This window comes from Paucibacter sp. B2R-40 (assembly GCF_025717555.1).
Classification (GTDB): Bacteria; Pseudomonadota; Gammaproteobacteria; order Burkholderiales; family Burkholderiaceae_C; genus Paucibacter_A.
Map to the genome: position 1 here is coordinate 155,722 of NZ_JAJIRP010000012.1, position 15,997 is coordinate 171,718.

The following is a 15,997-nucleotide window of genomic DNA, read 5'->3' on the forward strand; positions in this document are numbered from 1 at the left end:
CTACTCGCCCCGCCGGCGCTTGTGATGCTCAACAGGCAGCGGCACGTCGGTGCGCTGCGCAATGCGCAGGACGGCCGAGCGTGAACGGGGATTGGCCTGCACCTCGGCCTCGCTGGGCTTGATGCGGGCAATCGCCTCCAAGGCCAAGGGCTTGGGCTCGGCAAACAGCGCGCGGCGGTCGACCACCTGCTTGCTGTGGCCGCCGATGAAGTTCTTGACGATGCGATCTTCAAGCGAATGGAAGCTGATGATGGCCATGCGCCCGCCGGGTGCGAGCAGCGCCAGCGCCGCGTTCAGCCCTTGCTCAAGCTCCTCAAGCTCGCCATTGACGTGAATCCGAAGAGCTTGAAATGTGCGCGTGGCGGGGTTTTGGCCCGGCTCGCGTGTCTTGACCGCACGAGCCACGACTTCGGACAAGTCATCCGTGGTTCGGACGGCTCGGCCCTCGACGCGGCGAGCAACAAGCGCCTTTGCAATTTGCACAGCAAACCGTTCTTCCCCATAGTTGCGCACGACCTCCGCAATCTGGCGCTCATCGGCGCGGGCCAGGAAATCCGCGGCACTTTCGCCGCGGGTGGTATCCATGCGCATATCCAGCGGCCCGCTGAAGCGGAAGCTGAACCCACGCTCGGGGTTATCAATCTGCGGGCTCGACACGCCCAGGTCCAAGAGCACACCCTGCACCTGCTCGATGCCGATGGCGCGCAGCTGCGCGCGCATATCGGCAAAGGCCGAGTGAACAATCGTGAAGCGCGGGTCGCTGATGCGATCCGGCCCTTCGGTGGCGGCGGCAATCGCCTCCAAATCGCGGTCAATCGCGATCAAACGGCCCTGTGGGCTGAGCTTATTCAACAACAGGCGGGAATGCCCGCCACGCCCAAAAGTGCCGTCAACATAAATACCGTCGGGTGAGGTCAGGACGCTCTCGACGGCTTCATTCAAGAGCACGGTGGTGTGCGAGAACTGTGGTGCTTGCGTATCCATCAGAAGCTGAAGTCCTTCAAGGCGTCCGGCATCTCGGACTGCATGACCTGGGCTTCATGTGCGGCATAGGCGGCCGCATCCCAGAGTTCGAAATGACTGCCCATGCCCATCAAGATCACATCTTTTTGCAAGCCGGCGGCGGCACGCAGCTCGGGCGAAATCAGCACGCGCGCAGCACCGTCGATTTCGACATCCATCGCATTACCCAGAAACACTCGCTTCCAGCCGGAGGCCGACATCGGCAGGGCCGCCACACGCTCCCGAAAACCCTCCCACACCGAACGCGGAAACACCACCAAGCAGCCATCGGGATGCTTGGTGATCGTCAACTGACCGGCGCACAGCGCCTGCAAGACCTCGCGGTGGCGTGTAGGGACGGCCAAACGCCCCTTGGCATCCATTGCCAAGGCTGAAGCCCCTTGAAACACAAAATTCGCCACGGCGACCCACCAATCTGCACTTATTCCCACTTTACTCGATGCGAGGTCAAAGATCAAGGCAGGTCAAATATTTTTCAATTAAATCAAGTACTTAGCGGAGAGTTGCAAACCAGGCAAGAAGTAAAAATCGTTCAAAAATAAGGACTTGCGGCCTGATCTGCATGTTGAAGATGAAGTGACTAAATCGAGTTCAGCCTCCTGTCACCAGCGTTTCACGCGCTGCTGTCACGCTCTTGCCTTCAAATCGACCAGCAGACCTCAGCTCATGCCCACTGGATTCTTTCTGCTGCTTGCGGCGCAGTTCGCTTCAGCTCTGGCCGACAACGCCCTGCTGATCGTCATCATTGCCCGGCTGGTGGAGCTGGATCTGCCCGGCTGGTGGGCGCCGATGCTGAAGTTCGGCTTCACGATCTCCTATGTCGTGCTGGCCCCCTTTGTCGGCCCCCTGGCAGACGCCATACCGAAGGCGCGCTTGATGGCCTGGATGAACGGGGTCAAGCTGCTGGGCATCTTCGGGCTGGCGCTAGGCCTGCATCCGTTCGCCGCCTTTGCCATCGTCGGCTTCGGAGCCAGCGCCTATGCACCGGCCAAATACGGTCTGGTCACCGAACTGGTCGGCCCACAACGATTGGTGCAAGCGAATGGTTGGCTGGAAGTCAGCGTGGTCTGCGCAGCGCTGTTCGGCACGGTGCTGGGTGGCTTGCTGGTCAGCCCCTGGTTGCTCGGCTTGAGCGGCTTCGGCGCGGCGCAACAAGCGCTGCAAGCCTTGGATTGGCTCACACCCAGCCGGCTGAGCCTGTCCATCCTCTTGTTGATGCTGGTTTACGGTCTGGCGGCGGCACTCAACCTGGGTGTGCCCGACAGTGGCGCTCGCTATCCCGCTTGCGGCCTGCACCCCCGGCGCCTGTGCGCAGATTTTTGGCAATCCAATCGGCGGCTATGGGCCGACGCCGATGGCGGTCTCTCCCTCGCCGTCACCACGCTGTTTTGGGGCGTTGGTGCGACGCTGCAATTTGCCGTCTTGCGCTGGGCGGCCGATGTCTTGCACCTGCCCTTGTCTCAGGCGGCCTATTTGCAAGCGGCCGTGGCGGTCGGTGTGATCGCCGGCGCGGCCATCGCCGGGCGCTGGGTGCCCTTGCACGCGGCCAAACGGATGCTGGTGTTCGGCGTGCTCTTGGGCTTGTTCATCCCGGCCATTGCCAGCGCCGACTCGCTGCTGGTCGCCATTCCCTTGCTCGCCTTGGTCGGCGCGGTCGGTGGCCTGATGGTGGTGCCACTGAATGCGCTGCTGCAGCACCGGGGCTACAAGCTGCTCAGCGCCGGCCGCTCGATCGCCGTACAAGGCTTCAACGAGAACGCCAGCGTGCTGGTGATGCTGGCGGTCTACGCCAGCCTTTTGGCGTTGGATGTGTCGATCGTCGGCCTGATGTGGGGCTTTGGTCTTTGCATCGCCAGCTTGATGGGCTTGCTGATCTGGCGGGCTCGCCGCCAGGCCGAAATCAAACCATGCGCTGTTTAGGCGCCACGATAGGCGAACGATAGGGCTCCTCGCCCCGGTGAATCACCGAGTCGAGCACGCCCTCGAAGCGCGCCACGATGCTGCTCCAATCCAGCGCTTGAGCCGTCACCGCTGCTGCCTCGCCCATGCGCCGGCGGCCCGCTGCATCGCCGGCCAAGTCGACGGCGGCCTGTACAAAGCCGGCCGCGTCGTCAATCTCCACCACCTGGCCATTGACACCGCTGCGGATCAGCTGCGCGGCGGCGGCGTAATTGAAGGCCAGCACGGCCAAACCGCTGGCCATCGCTTCGGTCGTGACGTTGCCGAAAGTCTCGGTCAGGCTGGGGAACAAGAACAGATCACCGCTGGCGTAATGAGCGGCCAAATCTTCACCCTTGCGCTGCCCCGCAAATATCGCGTTAGGCAGCTGCTGCTGCAACTCAGCCTGCTGCGGGCCGCTGCCAACGATCACCAATTTAGCGCGTGGATCGTTTTTGCTGATGGCCTCGAAAGCGGCCATCAACGCCGGCAAGTTTTTCTCCGGTGCAATCCGGCCCACATACACCACAACCAAATCGCCGGGTGCCGCGCCCCATTGTTCGCGCAAGGCCTGGCTGCGCCGCAGCGGCGAAAACTGCTGAACATCGACACCGCGCGACACCACGCTGAGCTTTTTGAAACCACCCGCTTCGAGATCACGACGCAGTGCCTCGGTCGGCACCATGGTCGCCTGGGTGCGGTTATGGAACTTGCGCAAATAGGCCATGATGGGCTTGTAGAGCCAGCCGATGCCGTAATGCCGGCTGTAGGCGTGGAAATTGGTGCGGAAGTCCGAGCACACCGGCAACTTCAGATGCGTGGCAGCCTGCAGGGCCGACCAGCCCAACGCCCCCTCGGTGGCGATATGCACCACGTCCGGGCGGTGCAGCGACCAGAGCTGTACCAAGGCCTTCTTGGACGGCAAACCCATGCGCAGATTCGGATAGCGCGGAATTGGCAGGCCGCGCATCAAGACCTCATGAAAACGCACGCCGGTTTCGGCCGCATCGCTGGCATCCTGACGTGGCCGTATCAACTGCACATCGTGATTGCGCGCATGCAAGCCTTCGACGACGCGGGCAATCGTCATCGCCACCCCATTGACCTCGGGCGGGTAGGTCTCGGTCACGAACGCAATCCGCAAGGAGCGCTGCGCCGCCGGATAGTTATCCACCAGGATGCCGTTGGAGCTTGCGGTCGTAACGTTTTTCATGTGCGCATGGTGCACGGCGCGCATAACAGTTCGATGACAGATGCAAAAGATTACGGCGCCGCATCGTCACGGAATTTTCACGCAGCGAAGTCACCATTGCGCTCGCAGCATGCCGGCCCATCCCGGGCGGCGGCTCTTGCAAATGACGAACGAGGACGCGCGCGTGAACGACAAGCCTTTTCTTCAAACTCTTGCCCACACTTTGCGAGTGCAGCGCTGGGACGACCACCGCTACTACCACCACAGCCGCATCAATCAAAGCCTGCACTTGCTGAGCGCGATCTTCTTTCTGATCTCGTATGCGATGCTGTTCTTCAACCCGGCCATGGCCGCGCTACTGGCCTGGTGTGTGTCGATGACCAGCCGCCAAGCCGGGCATTTCTTCTTCGAGCCGCGCGGCTATGACCATATCAATCAGGCCACCGATGAGCACAAGGAAGAAATCAAGATCGGCTACAACATCCAGCGCAAAATCGTGCTGCTGGCGATCTGGGTCGCCATCCCTGCCGCGCTGTGGTTGCAGCCTTCGCTGTTTGGCCTGATCCAGCCGGCCACCGATGTGCAGGGCTGGCTGCATGACGTGGGCATCGCCTGGTTGGCGCTGGGCGCGGCGGGTTTGATCTTCCGCGTTTTGCAGCTGTGGATTCAGCAAGACCTGATGACCGGCGTGGCCTGGATGACCAAGATCCTGACCGACCCCTTCCACGACATCATGCTGTATCACAAGGCGCCGCTGTATCTGCTGCGCGGCGAGTTGATCGACCCGATGAACCATGTTGCGCATGACCTGAATGCGAAACACGGTTAAATAACGCTTTAGGATTTGCTGCCGCCAGCCCACCAGTGGCTCAGCATTTCCTTCAGCAGGCCGCGCTTGATGGCCTTGTTCGTCAGCGCGGCATCTGCCTCCCACCAGCCCTCGGCCCGCATTGTTTGAGCCGCCTTGACGAAGCGCTGCGTGACTTGATCAAAGTCCGCATCGCTGTAGTTGAGGCTGAAGATCAGGCGCCCGGTACCGACCCAACTCAAGGCCAAACCCTGCTCGCGCAGATAGAACTGCAGCATCCAGTTGTAGCGCGAGGGCTCGGTGTAGTACACCGTCCAGATTGACTGCATATGAGCAACCCGCACCGGCAGACCGGCGCTCTGCAGCGCCGCATTGAAGCGTTCGGCGCGTGCGTTCCAGCGCTCATCCAGGCCCGCATAGACATCCTTGATGGCCGGACTCTCCAGCCTATCCAAAAACACCTTCATAGCACCCATCACATAGGGGTGCGAGTTGAAAGTGCCACGAGCGAAGCAGATATCGGCCGGACGCTCTTCGCGAAAGCGCTTCATCAACGCACGTTTGCCACAGACCACGCCGACCGGCAAGCCGCCGCCCAGGGTCTTGCCGTAGGTGACCATGTCGGCGCGCACGCCAAAGTATTCCTGCGCGCCGCCCGGTGCGAGCCGGAAACCCAGGAACACCTCGTCGAAGATCAGCACAATGCCACGCTCGCTGCAGACCTGACGCAGCGCCTTCAGCCAAGCGGTATAGGCCGCGCGGTCGTACCCGGCGCGCCGGGCGCTGTCGAGCAGCTGCGAGTCACCCGGCGCGCCCTTGTTCGGATGCAGCGCCTGCAGCGGATTGATCAAGACGCAAGCGATGTCCTTGCGGGTGCGCAGCACTTGCAGACTGCGCTCGTCCAACTCCTGCAACGTGTAGGTTTCGCGCGGCGGCAGCGGGTTGCCGATGCCGGGCTGCACATCCTCCCACCAGCCGTGATAGGCGCCGCAAAAGCGCACCAGGTGCTTGCGCTTGGTGTGATAACGCGCCAAGCGCACGGCCTGCATCACCGCCTCGGTGCCCGACATATGGAAGGACACTTCGTCCAGCCCCGAGATGCTTTTCAGGCGATCGACGTTGTCGGCCACGCAGGGGTGGTAGGCACCCAAGACCGGCCCGAGCTGGTGCGTCAAAGAGATGCCCTCGTCCACGCAGTCTCGGTAGAAGTCGTAGCCGAAGACATTGACGCCGTAACTGCCGGTCAGGTCGTAAAAGCGGTTGCCATCCAAATCCACCACCTCAACGCCCGACGAGGCCTGCAAGAAGCTGCCGGTCTTCAGGTGTTCGCGCAAATAGGGGCTGTACTGAAACGGCACCCGGTAGCTGCCGGTGAATTGCAGATCGGAAATCCCCTCGCGGGCGCGCGCCGTCATCGCGATGCTCTTGGCATAGCGCTGCGCAAAGGTCTCGCTCAGCCGCTTGAATCCAATGCGGCGGCGGTTCACGACCTGTTCGGGCGCGGCGTCGGAGTTGAAGAAACGCACTTCGTCATAGGTATAGCCGGGAATCCAGCCGGCCAGGCGCTTGGCCATGCGAGAGTGGCCGGCAAGCGAGCGGTGCTTGGCGCGCGACAGCTCCAGCCGCCGCTTGGCGCGGGGCAGCGTCCAGGCCAAGGCCGCCAGGGCCAAGGCGGAAAGCGCAAAAGTCGATGTTTGTTCCATGACGCAATCAGAAGAAGTCCAGTCCCTCTATCTAATCAGCGCTGCTTGACAGCCTCGTGAATATGACAATTTCCCTGCGAAAGATGCTCCAACAGGAGGATCTGAACTTCTTGCTGACGAACCGGATTCCGCGCATCGCCCTGACCCGGCTGATGGGCAAATTCAGCCAAATCCGCAATCCGCTGCTGGCCCGCGCTTCGATCGCGGTCTGGCGCCTGTTCACCGATCTCGATCTGAGTGACGCCAAGAAACAAAAGTTCGACAGCCTGCACGACTGCTTCACGCGTGAATTGGTGGCGGGCGCACGCCAGGTCGACATGAGCGCCGAGGTGCTGAGCAGCCCCTGCGACGCCATCGTCGGCGCTTGCGGCTCAGTCGAAGGGCGCCAGATCTTTCAGGCCAAGGGCTTCCCGTACTCGATGCAAGATCTATTCGGGCCGACGCAAGATACGTCCGCATTCCAAGACGGCATGTTCGTCACGCTGCGCCTGACCTCGGCGATGTACCACCGCTTCCATGCGCCGCAAGACTGCACGGTCGAGCATGTGACACACATCGCCGGCGACACCTGGAACGTCAACCCGATCGCGCTCAAGCGGGTCGAGCGCCTGTTCTGCCGCAATGAGCGTGCGGTGCTGAGATCAAAGCTGAAGACCGGCGAGCCGATCACGATTGTGCCGGTGGCGGCGATCCTGGTGGCCAGCCTGCGCTTGCATTTCCTCGACCTGCTGCTGCATGTCGACTACCGGGGCGCCAACGAATTACCCTGCCAGGCCAGTTTCAAAAAGGGCGAAGAGATGGGCTGGTTCCAGCACGGCTCGACCATCATCGTGTTCGCGCCCAAGGGTTTCAGCTTGAGTCCGGGGATAGAAAACGGGGCAAAGATTCAGATGGGGCAGGCGCTGATGCAGCGACCCGGCTCCGCATGAATCAACGCTCGGCCAGCGCCAGCCGCAGCGCCAAGCCGATGAAGACCGTGCCGGCCAGCCAGTTCAGGCCGCGCTGCGCGGCGACTGAACGCTTCAAGACGCGGCTGACCGCGCCGGCAAAAAAGGTGATGGAGCCAAACGAGATCAGCGTGGCAACGATGAAAATCAGCCCCAGCTGCGCGATCTGCCAAGCTACTGCGCCTTGAGCCGCGTTGACGAACTGCGGCAGCAGCGCCAGAAAGAAGAACACCACCTTGGGGTTGCTCAGATTCATCACGACGCCGCGCGCGTACATCTTCAAAGGGCTCATGCTGGCCTGCTCCTGCGCAGCCAATGGGCCGACCGGCGCGCGCAGCACCTGATAGGCCAGATAAGCCAAGTAAGCCGCGCCGGCCAGTTTCAACACGGTGAAGGCGGTGGCCGAGGCGGCAAACACCGCCGCCAGCCCCAGGGCAATTGCCAGCGTATGCACCATCAGCCCGGTGCACAGGCCCAGCACCACATAAAAGCCGGCGCGCCGGCCATGCGTGGCCGACTGAATCAGCACAAACAGATTGTCCGGCCCCGGCGTGTAACCCAAGAGCAGGGCCAAGGTGAAAAAGGTCAGTGCGGTTTGAAGAGTCAGCATGGGTCGCTCGGCAGAAATTGGCCGCGATTATCGTCGGCCGGCCGGGCGCGCCTGCTACGGAGCCACTTTGGGAATGAGGATCTCGAACTGCGCGCCCGCGCCAGGCTCGCTGTTGACCGTGATGCTGCCGCCCAGCACCGAGTGCACGATGTTGTAGCTGATGTGCAGGCCCAAGCCACTGCCGCCCTGCCCCAGCTTGGTGGTGAAAAAGGGCTCGAACACATGGGCAAGGTTGGCGGCGCTGATGCCTTGGCCGTTGTCGCTGAAGTTGATCTGGATGGTGTCGGCGTCGCGCTCGCGGGCGTGCAGCACCAACTGGCCGTTGCGTTGCCCGTCCAGGCCATGAACCATGGCGTTGATGATCAAATTGCTCAGCACCTGGCCGAGCGGCCCGGGGAAGCTGTCCAACTCCAACTCCGGGGGGACATCCAGGCGTAACTCATGGCCGTCACGGCGTAAGCGGTTACCCAGCGTTTGCGCGATTTCTCGGCACAAGGTCTGCAACTGAAACGGCCGGCGCTGCTCCGAGGTTTGATCCACCGCCAGTTGCTTGAAACTGGTGATCAAGCCAGCCGCACTCTGCAAGCTGCGCACCAGCAATTCGCCCGACTCTTGATTGGCTTGGCAATACTGATCCAACTCCGAACGCCGCAAGCCGCCCTCGCTCAGGTGCCGGGAGAACTCGCGGCCCCGGTCCAGCAAGGTGCTGGCCATCAGCAAGCTATTGCCGATCGGCGTGTTCAACTCATGCGCGACACCGGCCACCAAGGCCCCCAACGCTGCCATCTTCTCCTGCTCGACCAGTTGAGTCTGGGTCAGTTGCAATTGACGGTAAGCATCGGCATTGTCAAGCGCCACCGCCGCATAGGCACCCAGGGTGCTCAAAATAGCCAGGTCATTGGCCGTGAAGGCATGGCTGCGCTCACTCAGCATGAAGAGCAGGCCAACTACCTGACCCTTGAGCTGCATCGGCGCGTAGATGCCCGAATGCACCGCCGCGGGGTCGGCCCCAGTCTGCAGCTGGATTCGGCTGGGACCTTCCTGGTTGTACAGCACGCGGCTATCGCGCTCGATCTGATCCACCAGCATCTCCTTGCCCGTCAGCACGGTTTGCACCGCAGGCATCTCGACGGCAGCCAGACTGCGCACATAGGGCTTGCAAGCCTCACCGCTGTGCATGACGAAGTCAAACGCCAAGGTGCCGGCCTTCCAATTGACCAGGCCGAGCCCGAACACCGAGGCCTCGATCAACTCGCCCACCTGCTGATAGAGCGTGCGCTGAATCGATTCGACATCCAGCGAGGAAGTGATCTGGCGGCCGATTTCACTCAGCAGCGTGATGTCGTGGCGCGCCCTTTCGGCCGCCTCCCTGGACTGCACAGCCAGCCCTGTTTGCGTCAAGGCGATTTGTTTCTCCTGCGCCAATTGCTGTGTGCGCGCCGCCACCTCTTGCTCCAATTGGCTGCGGGCCCGGTGAAGTGTGCGCACGCGCAAGCGGTAGGCCGTCCCCAGCGTCAGCAGGGCCAGCAAGGCCAGGCCGCTGTTCCACCACCAGCTGCGCCAAAACGGCGGCAGCACCTCGACCTCCAGCAATTGCCTGGCTTCGCCCCAGACGCCGTCGGGATTGGCCGCCTTGGCCAACAAGCGGTAGTTGCCGGCGTCCAAATTTGTGTAAGTGGCCAGACCCACATTGTCTTGGCCATAGATCCAATCGCGATCAAAGCCTTCCAGCTTCCAGGCATGCTTGAGGAGCGGATTTTTGTCGAAATGTAGTGCCGACAACTCAAAGCTCACCATCGCCTCACGGTGACTCAGCCGCACCTTGCCGGCCCTGTGCAGCGGCCCTGTGATGCCAAGATCGGCCAGGCTCAGGGGCGGGCCGCTGGCACCGGCTTGTCCTGCGCCCGCCGGCGCCGATGCTGCCTCGGGCGCCAAAGACTGATTGAAGACGCGCAAGTCGCTGAGCACGACTTGGGGTGCATGGGTATTGTCACGCAAGGCCTCGGGCCTGAAACGCAGCAAGCCCTTGCCGCCGAAGTAAAGCGTTCCGTCAGCGGCGCGCGCGCTGGCGCCAAAGTTGAAACCGCCGCCGAAATGGCTGGCGCTAGGATAGAACTGCGCACGCCCCGTTTCGGGTTGAAACTCGGTCAAGCCATGCTCGCTGCCCATCCAAATGCTGCCAAATTGCGCGTCTTGAATGGACTCGAAGGCGCCGCTGGGCATGCCGGGCATGCTCGCGTAGGATTTGAGCTGCCAAGCCCCGGCTCCTTTGTTCAGCAATTCAAACAAACCCAACTCACTGGCGACCCAGATGCGCCCGCTCCCGTCTTGGCGCAGACCGTAAACCTGCAGCGCAGATGGGTTGAGCAGATCGGCATTGCCCTGCACAGGCCGCAAAAACGTTTCGGTAAGCGGATCCCAAAGGTGCAGGCCGCCCTTGGTGCCTACCCAGAGGCGCCCATCGCGATCTTGCATCAAGGCATCAACGATGGCGTGATTCAAAGCCCCGGCGCGGCTCGCATCGGCCTGAAAACTACGCACTTGGCCCTGGCGGTCGATGCGGTAGAGGCCGCCCGAACTGCCGGCCCAAATTTCTCCATTTTCCAGCCTCAAGAGCGAGCTGATCGAGTCCGCTGCCGCCGAGCTCGGCTGCAATTCGATCGTGCGGCTGCGCTGACTCTTAGGGTCGAAGAGTTGCAGGCCGCGCTCGCCGCCGACCCACAATCGCCCATCCGGCTCGCGCAACAAGGCCTTGATATGGGTCAGCGGCATCGCCTGCGGCGCAATACGCTGGGTTTCGCCGCTGGGCAGGTGCAAGCGGTTCAGGCCACCGCCATAGGTGCCCACCCACAGATGCTCGGAACCGTCAAAGGCGGTCGCCATCACCACATCGCTGGAAAGGCTCCTTGGGTCACCGGGCAGACTCAAATAGGCGGCAAATCGGCGCCCCCCAAAATCCGCCAAGCTGACCCCCGACAACAGGGTGCCAACCCAGAGAATGCCGCTGCGGTCTTGCATCAGCGCGCCGATCGAGTCCGCAGCCAAGCTGCTCTCCACTGACGGCAAGTGCTGAAAACTCTCAAGCTGCTCGCTACCCTCGCGCCAACGGTGCAGCGCCGGACGGCTGCCTTGTCCGACCCACATCGCCCGGTCCCGGTCCAGCAGCAAGGCAAAAACGCGCTCACGTGGCAACTGCAACTTGTCCGCCAAGTGGTCAGGGCGTGGCGGACCGCCGTCCGGCGGGATCAGCCAGGTTTGCAAGCCAGCGGCCATGCCAACCCACATGCGATCTTGGCCATCAATCGCCAGGCGATTGACCATCAGATCAAGGGGTTTGAATGACGCCGCCGAAAGCCCCTCAAGGGTGCTGAATTGCCGACCCACGCGACCCAAGGCATCAATATGCAAAACTTGGTGACCCCGACTCAACCAGACGCCGCCCTGGCCGTCGGCCAAGAGGGCGCGCGCGGGCGTTTTGTCCGGCAAGGTCTGCTGCGAACCCGCTTGCCAGGGTATGAAGCGCCGGCTCGCCTTGTCAAACAAAAGCAGGCCGCCGACACTGGCCACCCACAAACGTCCGGGCGCAGCGGGAGCCAAAGCCAGGATCCGGCGCTCGGCCAGCCCCATACCCTCGGGCATGGGCTGGCGCTGAATCTTCTCGCTCGCCAAGTCCATGCGATCCAAACCGGCGCGCGTGCCGATCCAGAGTTGGCCTTGTTCATCCTCCAACAAGGCGTCGATCAAAGAATGGCTGAGCGTGTCGGCCTGATCCGGGCGCGCATAAAAAGACTTGATGCGGCGCCCGTCATAGCGCGCCAAGCCTGCCGTGGTGCCCAGCCAGACCAAGCCTTGGCTGTCTTGTCGCATGCTGAGGACGGCGCCGCCAGGCAAACCATTCTCCACCCCCAACTGCGAAAAGCGCAGACTGTGCAAAGAGTTGGCCACCGCAGACGGCGCGGCGACCAGCAGCGGGAGCAAGCATATTGCCAAGCGCAACACGCGCAGCGGCAATAGCAGCAAGCACAAAGGCGACAACAGCTTTGGCGGTCGCTCAAAAAGAGCCAAGTTCAGCCTCCCGGATTGTTTGCGCAAGCATAAGCCTCGACTTGGCTTTCTGCAGTTCGGGGCTCTACCGATAAGGCTAACGAATCAAGGGCTTGCTTTTCGCTATTCAGCGCAGGCGTCCCGAACGCAGCCCCGCAACCAGCGATGAGTCAGATCTGCGTCCAAGCGCGGATGCCAGAGCATGGAGACCGTGAACGGCGCCAGCATCAGCGGCAGCGCGAAGCTGTGCATGCCCGCATATAGAACACCGGTGTGGCGCTCGTGCACACAGGTCACCAAGTCAGTGGCCCGCACCAAGGCCAGCGCAGCCGCGAAGCCCCCAACCGTCGTGGCAATCTGCCGCTGCAGCCCCAGGCCCGCCAAGGCGGCGTCGATGGGGCCTTTGTCGCTGTCCCGGCGCGATACATGAACGTGAGCAGCGGCGGCAAAGCGGGCGGGCGTGATTTCTCCATCGCTCAACGGGTGGCCCGCCCGTACGACGCCGATATAACGGTCACGGAACAAGCGCTGGGCGCGCACTTCCGGGCCAATGGCTCGGTCCACCACGCCGGTTTCCAGATCGACCGAGCCATCGCGCAGCGGCCCACTGTCTTTGTCCAGCTTGTGCAGAAAATGCAGGCGCACGCCGGGGGCCTCGCCGGCAATACGCGCCAGCAATTTAGCCCCGAAGTTCTCCACAAAGCCCTCGCTGGCCCGCAGCGTGAAGGTTCTTTCGACTTGCCCAAGATCGAGTTTGCCGGCCGGCCGCAGCGCGCTTTCAGCGTCTTGAACAAGTTGGCCGATGGCATCGCGCAGCTCCAGCGCACGAGGCGACGCCACCATGCCGCGACCCGCGCGCACCAAGAGCGGATCGCCGGTCGCCTCGCGCAGCCGCGCCAGCGCGCGGCTCATCGCCGACGGGCTCAGGCGCAGGCGCCGGGCAGCGCCCGCCACGCTGCCTTCGGCGAGCAGCACGTCCAGCGTGAAAAGCAAATTGAGGTCGGGTCTGGCCAAGCTGAGGCTCCGCGTTGTTGGTTCTGACATGGCGTTTGGTGCATGTGTCGAGTGTGAATCATGCGCCTTCCGCCAGTACTGGTGATTGACTATCTTCAGGCCATGCGTTTGAGCGACGGTCGCTCGAGCGCAACTGAAGGAGAAATCATGGACAGCAATACGCTTGAAACATCGATGGCGGGGATCAAGTCGGCCTGGGGGCCGCTGAGCACCGAGGTGGTCGCCGCTTGTCGCGGGCATTTGGAGGCCTTGCTCAAAGCCCCCTCCAGCGAGCCCTGGTTGGCGGCGCTGCACCGGGAGGGCCCGGCCAACCAGGAGTTGTACCGCGACCCCGAGCACGGCTTTGTGCTTTTGGCGCACACGGAAGCAACAGGGCTGTACAGGCCACCCCACGACCATGGCCGGGCTTGGGTCATCTACGCAGTGCAGCAAGGTGAAATCGAGATGGGTACCTATGCCCGCCTGGAGCAGCCGGACGGCAAGGTCCGTTTGGTGAAACGGGGCGCAACGCTGCTGCGGCCCGGCCAGGTGCAGGCCTATCTGCCCGGAGACATCCACGACACAAGCTGCGTGAGCGGGCCCGCCTTGCTGTTTCGCTTCACGGAGCGCGACCTGAAGAAGGAGGACCAACTAGCAAAGCAGGTGACGCGCTACGTCGAGCATGACGGCGCCTGGACCGAGGGACTGCTGTGATCAGCGAGCCGCGGACTGAAGCTGCAAGCGCTGGCCTGCAGGGGCCAAGGCGCAAGGCGGCCATTGCCGCCGTGTTGGCGGCCATGGTGCTGGCGGTGCTTGACGCGGCCATCGCCAACGTCGCGCTGCCCAGCATGGCGCGGGCCCTGCAGGTGACACCCGGCATCTCGGTCTGGATCATCACCGCTTACCAAACCGCTTTGGTGATGGGCCTTTTGCCCTGCGCCGCACTCGGCGAAAGCCTGGGCTATAGGCGGGTGTTCACGGGCGGCGTCGCGCTGTTCACGGTCGCGTCCGCCTTGTGCGCTCTTGCCCCGTCCTTGCCCTGGCTGGTCGCGGCGCGCTTCCTTCAAGGGCTCGGCGGGGCCGCCATCATGGCGCTGGGGATTGCGCTGCTGCGCCTGGCGGTTCCCCCGCACTTACTCGGCTCGGCCATAGGCTGGAACGCGCTCGCCGTTGCGCTGTCCTCGGCGGCCGGCCCCACGGTCGGCGCCATGCTGCTGGCCTTGACGAGTTGGCCCTGGCTATTCGCCTTGAACCTACCCCTGGGTGGCCTGGTGCTGCTCGCGAGCCGCGCCTTGCCAGACCTCGCCGGCACCGCGCGGCCGCTGGACCGCGTCAGTGTGGCGCTGAATGGCGCGGTCTTTGCGGCACTGGTGATAGGCGCGGAATTATTGGTGGAGCGGCCGGCGCTGGCCATCGCCCTCTTTGCTGCGGCAGCGCTCAGCCTGGCGGCACTGATCTGCCGAGAAGAACCCAAGCTCGCGCCCTTGATTCCGCTCGACCTGCTGCGCGCGGGCCCATTCCGCATTTCGGTGCTGGCCTCGGTCTTTTGCTTCGCGGGCATGACCATGGGCTTGCTGGCACTCCCTTTCTATTTGCAACACAGTCTTGGGCAGGACACCCTAATGACCGGGCTTTACATGACGCCCTGGCCATTGACCGTGGCAATCGCAGCCCCAGTGGCCGGCCATCTCGCCAATCGCATCTCGACCGCATGGCTTTGCGCCGCAGGCGGCGCTCTCCTTGCGCTGGGGCTCGCCGCTGCCGCGCTGTGGCCGCTGCAAGGCAGCGCCTTGACCTTGCTGCCCTTCACCATCATTTGCGGTCTGGGCTTTGGCCTTTTTCAAGTGCCGAACAACCGCAATATGTTGCTCGCGGCGCCGCGCGAAAGAGCCGGCGCCGCTGGCGGCATGCAGGCGACCGCCCGGCTGACCGGTCAAACCGCAGGTGGGGTGTTCATGACGCTGCTATTTACCGTCGCGTCGGTCGATTCCGCACCCAGACTCGGCCTCGGGATCGGGGCGGTGCTGACCTTGGTGGCGGGTTTCGTGAGCCTGCTGCGGGCGAAACCTGTGCTTATCGCGGCATAAGGGGGCTTGAAAGCTTGCCGCTCGCCCATATAATTCGATTGCTAGCACTCAACTCAAGCGAGTGCTAACGATTCAGCAGATCCGGCCCAGCCGGTCTGCGCGAATCTCGAATTGTCCCCATCGGGGTAGCCGGCTTAGCCGAACGCCCCGAATCAAAGTGTCGAAACTCTCTAGGAGAAGTGATGAATTTGCGTCCTCTGCACGATCGTGTGATCGTTAAACGTCTCGAGCAAGAAACCAAGACTGCCTCGGGCATCTTCATCCCTGACGCAGCGGCCGAAAAGCCCGATCAAGGCGAAGTGCTGGCCGTCGGTAACGGCAAGCGCAATGACCGTGGCGACCTGATCGCCCTGAACGTCAAGGTCGGCGACCGCGTTTTGTTCGGCAAGTACAGCGGCCAGACCGTCAAGATCGACGGCAACGAGTTGCTCGTGATGCGCGAAGAAGACCTCTTCGCCGTTGTTGAGAAATAAAGCTACTGCGCGACGCGCTGGCGTCGTTGGGCGAATGCTCGGAATCCTCACGTACAGGTAGTACGTTCCGGTTCCTGCGCTTCGTCCGCCTAGCCAGCACGCCGCTCGCTACGCTTTCTTTCTCAACAATTGGTTGTTAAAGACAGCGTGGTCCTCATTCAAGATTTGGAGATATTTTC

General features: G+C 62.6%; 13 protein-coding genes. 6 read left to right on the forward strand and 7 right to left on the reverse strand.

Annotation, left to right across the window (positions count from 1 at the left end):
• Positions 1-984: a 16S rRNA (cytosine(1402)-N(4))-methyltransferase RsmH gene (gene rsmH / locus LNV09_RS21585; RefSeq protein ID WP_263559118.1), complete on the reverse strand. Its 984-nt coding sequence runs from the start codon at positions 982-984 to the stop codon at positions 1-3.
• Positions 984-1,412 (reverse strand): division/cell wall cluster transcriptional repressor MraZ, encoded by a 429-nt coding sequence (gene mraZ / locus LNV09_RS21590; protein ID WP_263559151.1) that lies wholly within the window; start codon positions 1,410-1,412, stop codon positions 984-986. Before mraZ ends, rsmH begins: the two co-directional genes overlap by 1 nt.
• A gap of 277 nt (positions 1,413-1,689) precedes the next feature.
• On the opposite strand from mraZ, the gene lplT reads away from it, so the two are divergent.
• The gene (lplT, locus tag LNV09_RS21595) at positions 1,690-2,943 is read left to right on the forward strand and encodes a lysophospholipid transporter LplT (RefSeq protein ID WP_263559119.1); all 1,254 of its coding nucleotides are present in this window, start codon (positions 1,690-1,692) and stop codon (positions 2,941-2,943) included.
• On the opposite strand, the gene LNV09_RS21600 is transcribed toward lplT, so the two are convergent.
• Positions 2,924-4,174 carry a glycosyltransferase family 4 protein gene (locus LNV09_RS21600; protein ID WP_263559120.1) on the reverse strand — a complete coding sequence of 417 codons (1,251 nt, stop codon included), beginning with the start codon at positions 4,172-4,174 and terminating at the stop codon, positions 2,924-2,926. The genes lplT and LNV09_RS21600 overlap by 20 nt on opposite strands.
• Positions 4,175-4,283: 109 nt before the next feature.
• On the opposite strand from LNV09_RS21600, the gene LNV09_RS21605 reads away from it, so the two are divergent.
• Positions 4,284-4,982 (forward strand): hypothetical protein, encoded by a 699-nt coding sequence (locus LNV09_RS21605; RefSeq protein ID WP_263559121.1) that lies wholly within the window; start codon positions 4,284-4,286, stop codon positions 4,980-4,982.
• 8 nt (positions 4,983-4,990) lie between these two features.
• Here LNV09_RS21605 and LNV09_RS21610 read toward each other — a convergent pair whose 3' ends face one another.
• The gene (locus tag LNV09_RS21610) at positions 4,991-6,664 is read right to left on the reverse strand and encodes an aminotransferase class III-fold pyridoxal phosphate-dependent enzyme (RefSeq protein ID WP_263559122.1); all 1,674 of its coding nucleotides are present in this window, start codon (positions 6,662-6,664) and stop codon (positions 4,991-4,993) included.
• A 62-nt stretch (positions 6,665-6,726) separates the two neighbouring features.
• On the opposite strand from LNV09_RS21610, the gene asd reads away from it, so the two are divergent.
• Entirely contained in the window at positions 6,727-7,593 is an 867-nt protein-coding gene (gene asd / locus LNV09_RS21615; protein ID WP_263559123.1) for an archaetidylserine decarboxylase, read from the forward strand.
• A gap of 1 nt (position 7,594) precedes the next feature.
• On the opposite strand, the gene LNV09_RS21620 is transcribed toward asd, so the two are convergent.
• The 3 genes from LNV09_RS21620 to LNV09_RS21630 all read right to left on the reverse strand — a co-directional run bounded on the left by LNV09_RS21620 (position 7,595) and on the right by LNV09_RS21630 (position 13,279).
• Positions 7,595-8,221, reverse strand: coding sequence for a LysE family translocator (locus tag LNV09_RS21620; RefSeq protein ID WP_263559124.1), 627 nt, complete (start codon positions 8,219-8,221; stop codon positions 7,595-7,597).
• 54 nt (positions 8,222-8,275) lie between these two features.
• Positions 8,276-12,199 carry a two-component regulator propeller domain-containing protein gene (locus LNV09_RS21625; protein WP_263559125.1) on the reverse strand — a complete coding sequence of 1,308 codons (3,924 nt, stop codon included), beginning with the start codon at positions 12,197-12,199 and terminating at the stop codon, positions 8,276-8,278.
• A gap of 189 nt (positions 12,200-12,388) precedes the next feature.
• Complete coding sequence (locus LNV09_RS21630) at positions 12,389-13,279, reverse strand: LysR family transcriptional regulator (protein WP_263559126.1); 891 nt, start codon at positions 13,277-13,279, stop codon at positions 12,389-12,391.
• A 147-nt stretch (positions 13,280-13,426) separates the two neighbouring features.
• On the opposite strand from LNV09_RS21630, the gene LNV09_RS21635 reads away from it, so the two are divergent.
• The 3 genes from LNV09_RS21635 to groES all read left to right on the forward strand — a co-directional run bounded on the left by LNV09_RS21635 (position 13,427) and on the right by groES (position 15,818).
• Complete coding sequence (locus LNV09_RS21635) at positions 13,427-13,972, forward strand: cupin domain-containing protein (protein ID WP_263559127.1); 546 nt, start codon at positions 13,427-13,429, stop codon at positions 13,970-13,972.
• Positions 13,969-15,345, forward strand: a complete 1,377-nt coding sequence (locus tag LNV09_RS21640; protein WP_263559128.1) for an MFS transporter — start codon at positions 13,969-13,971, stop codon at positions 15,343-15,345. Before LNV09_RS21635 ends, LNV09_RS21640 begins: the two co-directional genes overlap by 4 nt.
• A gap of 182 nt (positions 15,346-15,527) precedes the next feature.
• Positions 15,528-15,818 carry a co-chaperone GroES gene (gene groES / locus LNV09_RS21645; protein WP_263534656.1) on the forward strand — a complete coding sequence of 97 codons (291 nt, stop codon included), beginning with the start codon at positions 15,528-15,530 and terminating at the stop codon, positions 15,816-15,818.
• The last annotated feature ends 179 nt before the right edge of the window (positions 15,819-15,997 follow it).

Excerpts from the sequence above, each read along its gene's own strand:
- rsmH (WP_263559118.1), bottom strand. The coding sequence starts at position 984 with ATGGATACGCAAGCACCACAGTTCTCGCACACCACCGTGCTCTTGAAT.
- lplT (WP_263559119.1), top strand. The coding sequence starts at position 1,690 with ATGCCCACTGGATTCTTTCTGCTGCTTGCGGCGCAGTTCGCTTCAGCT.
- LNV09_RS21600 (WP_263559120.1), bottom strand. The coding sequence starts at position 4,174 with ATGAAAAACGTTACGACCGCAAGCTCCAACGGCATCCTGGTGGATAAC.
- LNV09_RS21605 (WP_263559121.1), top strand. The coding sequence starts at position 4,284 with ATGCCGGCCCATCCCGGGCGGCGGCTCTTGCAAATGACGAACGAGGAC.
- LNV09_RS21610 (WP_263559122.1), bottom strand. The coding sequence starts at position 6,664 with ATGGAACAAACATCGACTTTTGCGCTTTCCGCCTTGGCCCTGGCGGCC.
- asd (WP_263559123.1), top strand. The coding sequence starts at position 6,727 with ATGACAATTTCCCTGCGAAAGATGCTCCAACAGGAGGATCTGAACTTC.
- LNV09_RS21620 (WP_263559124.1), bottom strand. The coding sequence starts at position 8,221 with ATGCTGACTCTTCAAACCGCACTGACCTTTTTCACCTTGGCCCTGCTC.
- LNV09_RS21635 (WP_263559127.1), top strand. The coding sequence starts at position 13,427 with ATGGACAGCAATACGCTTGAAACATCGATGGCGGGGATCAAGTCGGCC.
- groES (WP_263534656.1), top strand. The coding sequence starts at position 15,528 with ATGAATTTGCGTCCTCTGCACGATCGTGTGATCGTTAAACGTCTCGAG.